Genomic DNA, 4579 nt, shown 5'->3' with positions numbered 1-4579 from the left:
ATGATTGAATTTCACTAGGAATTAATTAAACTCTGGTAGTTCGTGAGGTCGGGCGTAAGGGTAGTCATCTATTTTATTGAGTTGGTAATAACTGTTTAAACCAGAAATGCCTGCTGTGGAGGCGGTTGAAAGATTGATATAGCCATTTTTTGCAAGTGCCTCATCCGGTACAATCAGATGCTCGATTTCACCAATCATTAGCATGGTGCCATTTAGTTTGATTGGGATTCCCTCTTTGAAAGTCAACCCGATTTTAATTTTGCTTTCTTTTACAAAAGGTGCCTTGAATCCTTCCAGATACTCAGGGGTAAGCCCACATTTTTCAAATTCAGATACATCTTTATCAAACTTGGCCGATGTGTAGTGTGCTTTTTTAGTAAAACCATCAGTCACGTGATTGATCGTGTATTTATCCGTGGCCATAATGTTGTCGTAAGTATTGCGGGGCACTTCGCCAGTGGGCCTAATGACAAAGCCCAATAGTGCAGGACTACTTCCCAAATGTACTACCGAACTAAAAATAGCAACATTAGCATTACCTTTATTGTCTACGCTGCCTATCAAATTTGCAGGCTTGATACCTGATATGGAATTTATAATATTGAGTCTTTTTACCCGCTCAAGTTCCTCGATGTCTTTTTTAGTGTAGTGCATAAGATTTTACTTTATATGGATTGATAATAGCCAGCGTTATTGATAAAATTAACATCAAGCCCGCAGCTACTAAAAATGATTGACTAACCCCAAACGTATCTACCAATGGTGCTACAGCGATGGGTGATAAAAACTGTCCGGCAAATATGGCTGCCGTCATACCGCCAATGATGCGGCCACGTTTTTTCTCATCAGTTATTTCCATGAGCCAGAGATTGCCATTTGGCATAATTAAGCCCATGCCAAAACCTGAAAAAGCCAGTCCAGTGATGATGACGTAATAATTGTTAGATGATGAGATGATGCCATAGCCAATGGCAAACAAAATGAATGATAGCCCGTAGATTCTGGCAAATGATGTAAGCTTTTTAATTCGGTTGTAATTGATCGAAACGATTGCTCCTGTAATAGTGGAAACAGATATTGCCAACCCTACCAATGAGCTTGAAACCCCGGCTTCCTGCTCGAGTAAAAACGGTAGCTGCACAGGCACCATGTAGAAAAACAACATGCCTAATAAACCGATGGTGTAAATCAAAATCACCTTGCCGGAGAGAAGCTTACCGTCACTATTCGATTTGGCTTTTTGTGAAGATTTGGGCTCGAAAATATAATATAGGGCAAAAGGCAAAATGGTGAGTGCTGTGGCATAAATAAGAAATGGCCCTCGCCATGACCAGTCGGCCAGAAGACCACCCAGATTGAGGTAAACTACACCTCCCAGGGCCATGAAGCTCGCCTGAAATCCCATGAACTTAGAACGCTCTTCACCGCTAAAGTAATCACCAATTAACGTAGTAGCTGCGCTCATGATACCTGCGACACCAATGCCGAGCACAGCGCGACTCACCAGCAATAAATAAATGTTTTCTATGAAGAAACCTGCAGTACCTGCAATACCATAAATAATTAGCGATATGGCCAATAAAGTTTTTCTGCCAAACCTATCAATTAAATAACCTGCAACAGGAGACAGTCCCGCTATAAAGATGGCTGGCATCGTAAGCACCAATTTGGTAAGTAAATCATCGCTGCCTCTATCAAAAAAATTGCTTATCGATGGCAGAGCGGGTGAAATAACAGCACCAGACATTACTGTCATGCTGCTGGCAAATAAAATTATTGCCTTAATGGCTTTCTTGTGTTTCATTTAATGTTCAAACATCTATTGAAACAACACTTTCGAGAATCAGAAGTTATTGATATGTTGATTTATCGATTCACAGGCAAATAATACATCTGGTCGTAGCTAATAGCCATTGGGCTATATGCCTTTTGCCAGTTGGCAGCGGAGCGCTATTATTGTATCACAATTAAGCCAACTATAGACAACGATTCACCCCTTGGAGCAAGGTCTTCAAGGGGTGTTTTGTTTTATAGATTTTTGATGTGCTGGTTTAGAAAGTCAAACACCATATCAAAGTGAGCCAATGGTGCCACGTGACCACCCTCAATTTTTTCGTGTTTAAAGTAATGTTCGAAATCGTTTTTGCTTAACCGCTCAATTACTTTGTTGGACATAGACGCTGACGGCCATTGCTCATCTTCACTGGCAGAAATCAACAGCACTGACCCATTTATTTTTTCAACCTCAATGGCCGCTTTCTCTTCTGCACTTTCATCTTCGAGCATGAGCGCGTGTGCCGTGAGTAAATCACCTTTGAGAGCAGGACCTATCGTAGCGTAGGTAGCGGGTACAAATGCCACCTCTTCACCATCATATGACCAGGAGCTGGTATTGGCCATAATTGTAATGGCTGGAAATGACACATGAGGACTTACGATAGATACTACAGCATCAACTTCAGGATATCGACTGGCCAGATTTAGTGCAAGTTCACCACCTTTGGAAGCACCAACCAAAGCAATTTTATCTTTATTGATCAATGTGTGGTTTGCCTGAAGCATAATCGTATCATAGATAGCATTTAGCGAAATTCGATCTAATGACTCAGGCGTGCCTTTCATACCAAAATAACCTACAGCTAAAAATGCATAGCCCTGGTCTATAAACTGCTGCCTGGGTTCTTTCCAATAATCGGAAGCCCAGGCATTGCCGCCTTCACCACCACCAAAGCCAACTATAAGAGGTTGGTTCTCGCCTTCTCCTATAGATAGTTGTGCTCTTACTTTCCCATGGTTTTCAGGAAGTGGGGCTTTGTAATTTTCTAGAAAGAGAAAAACAGCCAGCATGAAGGCTGCTGTTGAAATTAAGATTATTTTCCACATAACGAGTTTGTTTTTTTATTAGACAATTATACGTGCCATGGACATTATTAAGTGGCAAAAAAGGCCGACATTAAACCGTCATTAATATGTCATTTGATTTTGGATTGATTTGAAGGCGTGCTGTTAGGGCATGGTTTGCAGACTCAATTTTTCTTTGATAAAGGTTGAATTTTGGGGAAGTCAAAAATTTAGTGAAATTGGGCTTTAAATATGTTTCTGTGTATATTGTCGGCTAAATGTCGGGTCAATTGCGCCCTTATTTTTTGATCTAAAACTAATCTTCTACGTCTTTTGTCTCAGTCATCAAATATTTTTAAAATGAAGCAACCTCAATTAGGTAAGCAAATTGCTGAGCTGCGCCAGGCGCAAGGATTAACGCAAGAAGAGCTGGTAGAAAAATGCAATATAAGCGTGAGAACCATCCAGCGGATAGAGTCAGGAGATGTAACCCCAAGAAGCTACACGGTAAAGACTATTTTTAATGCTTTGGATTATGATTACGCCAGTTTTGTAAAGGAAGAAACTGACAGTCATGACTCCGGGCAAATAAGAAAAAATAGAACCTACCTACAATTGGCGATAGTTGCTGGTATCATTTATTTCATAATTGGTTTTCCGGAAGGTTTTATGGATTATATGCGAGTCGCAGTGGATGTCTCTTCACAGCATGTGGGGGGTATGAATTCTTTTGATGATTCTGTAGGCTATGGTTTCTATACCGTAGTCAAAATCCTAAGTGTGGCTTCGGCTTTTGCCTTTCTTACAGGTTTTTTCATCACAGCCCGACATTTCAAACTCGATTTGCTGAAATACTCTAGTCTTACATTCGGTATTATTATAGTATTGGCCGGTCTGATAGATATTATTTCTCTCTACTTTCCTTCTATCGATGGCCCTGATCTGTTAATGATCGAAGTAATATTCCTTGCCATCGGAGGGGTGTTTTTTGGTGTAACTCTCGCTATGTCACGCTCACAAATTGGAGATATTGCGCTTGTGGCTGGGGTATTCGAGATACTTGTAGCTACTTTCTTAATTACATTTGTACTCTCAATTTTAAGTTTAATCTTAACGTTACCGGCTATTATCACTGGTCTCGTGCTACTGTATCAGGTAAGAAAAAATATGAAAGAGGAGGCTGTGGCATTTTAAGTCACAGCCTCTTTAATTTATGTTTTAGGCCCTATTAAATCGATAAGGTTGCCATAAAGATCTGCGATTACCGCTACAGTGCCATATTCTTCTACCGAAGGCTCTCGTATCACTTTTACGCCATTTTCTGTGTAGAAATTATAGTCTCTGTAAAAGTCATCAGTTTGTAAAAAGAGAAATACCCGACCCCCGGTTTGATTGCCAATGTACTGCTTCTGCTCATCGCTACCGGCCTTGGCTAGCAGCAAACAGCAGCCATTTCCTCCTGGGGGTTGCACTCTTACCCAACGTTTGGTCTCAATCATTTGGGTGTCTTCTACAAGTTTGAAGCGTAATTTCTTCGTATAAAAGTCGATCGCCTCGTCATAGTCTTCGACTACCAATGTGATATTTATAAACTGTGATTTCATCTTAGAGTCAATTATCGTGGTTATTTACGGTTAAACTTTCAATTCTGTCATTCGTCTGATCTAGCTTTAGCATTTTCATGGTCTGCCGTATACTTGTAAACATAAAGCCAACTATAGACAACGATTCACCCCTT

General features: G+C 40.5%; 5 protein-coding genes. 1 reads left to right on the top strand and 4 read right to left on the bottom strand.

Translation table 11 applies throughout. From position 1 onward, the window contains the following. Positions 1 to 21: 21 nt before the first annotated feature. The 3 genes from E1176_RS05645 to E1176_RS05635 all read right to left on the bottom strand — a co-directional run bounded on the left by E1176_RS05645 (position 22) and on the right by E1176_RS05635 (position 2883). The gene (locus tag E1176_RS05645) at positions 22 to 654 is read right to left on the bottom strand and encodes a flavin reductase family protein (protein ID WP_155209591.1); all 633 of its coding nucleotides are present in this window, start codon (positions 652 to 654) and stop codon (positions 22 to 24) included. Next, the gene (locus E1176_RS05640) at positions 641 to 1804 is read right to left on the bottom strand and encodes an MFS transporter (protein ID WP_155209590.1); all 1164 of its coding nucleotides are present in this window, start codon (positions 1802 to 1804) and stop codon (positions 641 to 643) included. The genes E1176_RS05645 and E1176_RS05640 overlap by 14 nt, the downstream gene beginning before the upstream one ends. A 224-nt stretch (positions 1805 to 2028) precedes the next feature. Further along, the gene (locus tag E1176_RS05635) at positions 2029 to 2883 is read right to left on the bottom strand and encodes an alpha/beta fold hydrolase (RefSeq protein WP_155209589.1); all 855 of its coding nucleotides are present in this window, start codon (positions 2881 to 2883) and stop codon (positions 2029 to 2031) included. A 318-nt stretch (positions 2884 to 3201) separates the two neighbouring features. Here E1176_RS05635 and E1176_RS05630 point away from each other — a divergent pair, with 318 nt between their 5' ends. Continuing rightward, positions 3202 to 4035: a helix-turn-helix domain-containing protein gene (locus tag E1176_RS05630; RefSeq protein WP_155209588.1), complete on the top strand. Its 834-nt coding sequence runs from the start codon at positions 3202 to 3204 to the stop codon at positions 4033 to 4035. Positions 4036 to 4052: 17 nt separating this feature from the next. Here the strand turns inward: E1176_RS05630 and E1176_RS05625 are convergent, their stop codons facing one another. Continuing rightward, the gene (locus E1176_RS05625) at positions 4053 to 4445 is read right to left on the bottom strand and encodes a VOC family protein (protein ID WP_155209587.1); all 393 of its coding nucleotides are present in this window, start codon (positions 4443 to 4445) and stop codon (positions 4053 to 4055) included. Positions 4446 to 4579: the final 134 nt, after the last annotated feature.

Source organism: Fulvivirga aurantia, assembly GCF_009711475.1.
Lineage (GTDB): Bacteria > Bacteroidota > Bacteroidia > Cytophagales > Cyclobacteriaceae > Fulvivirga > Fulvivirga aurantia.
Note: the sequence above shows the minus strand (reverse complement) of the source record. Positions and strands in the feature narration are given on the sequence as shown.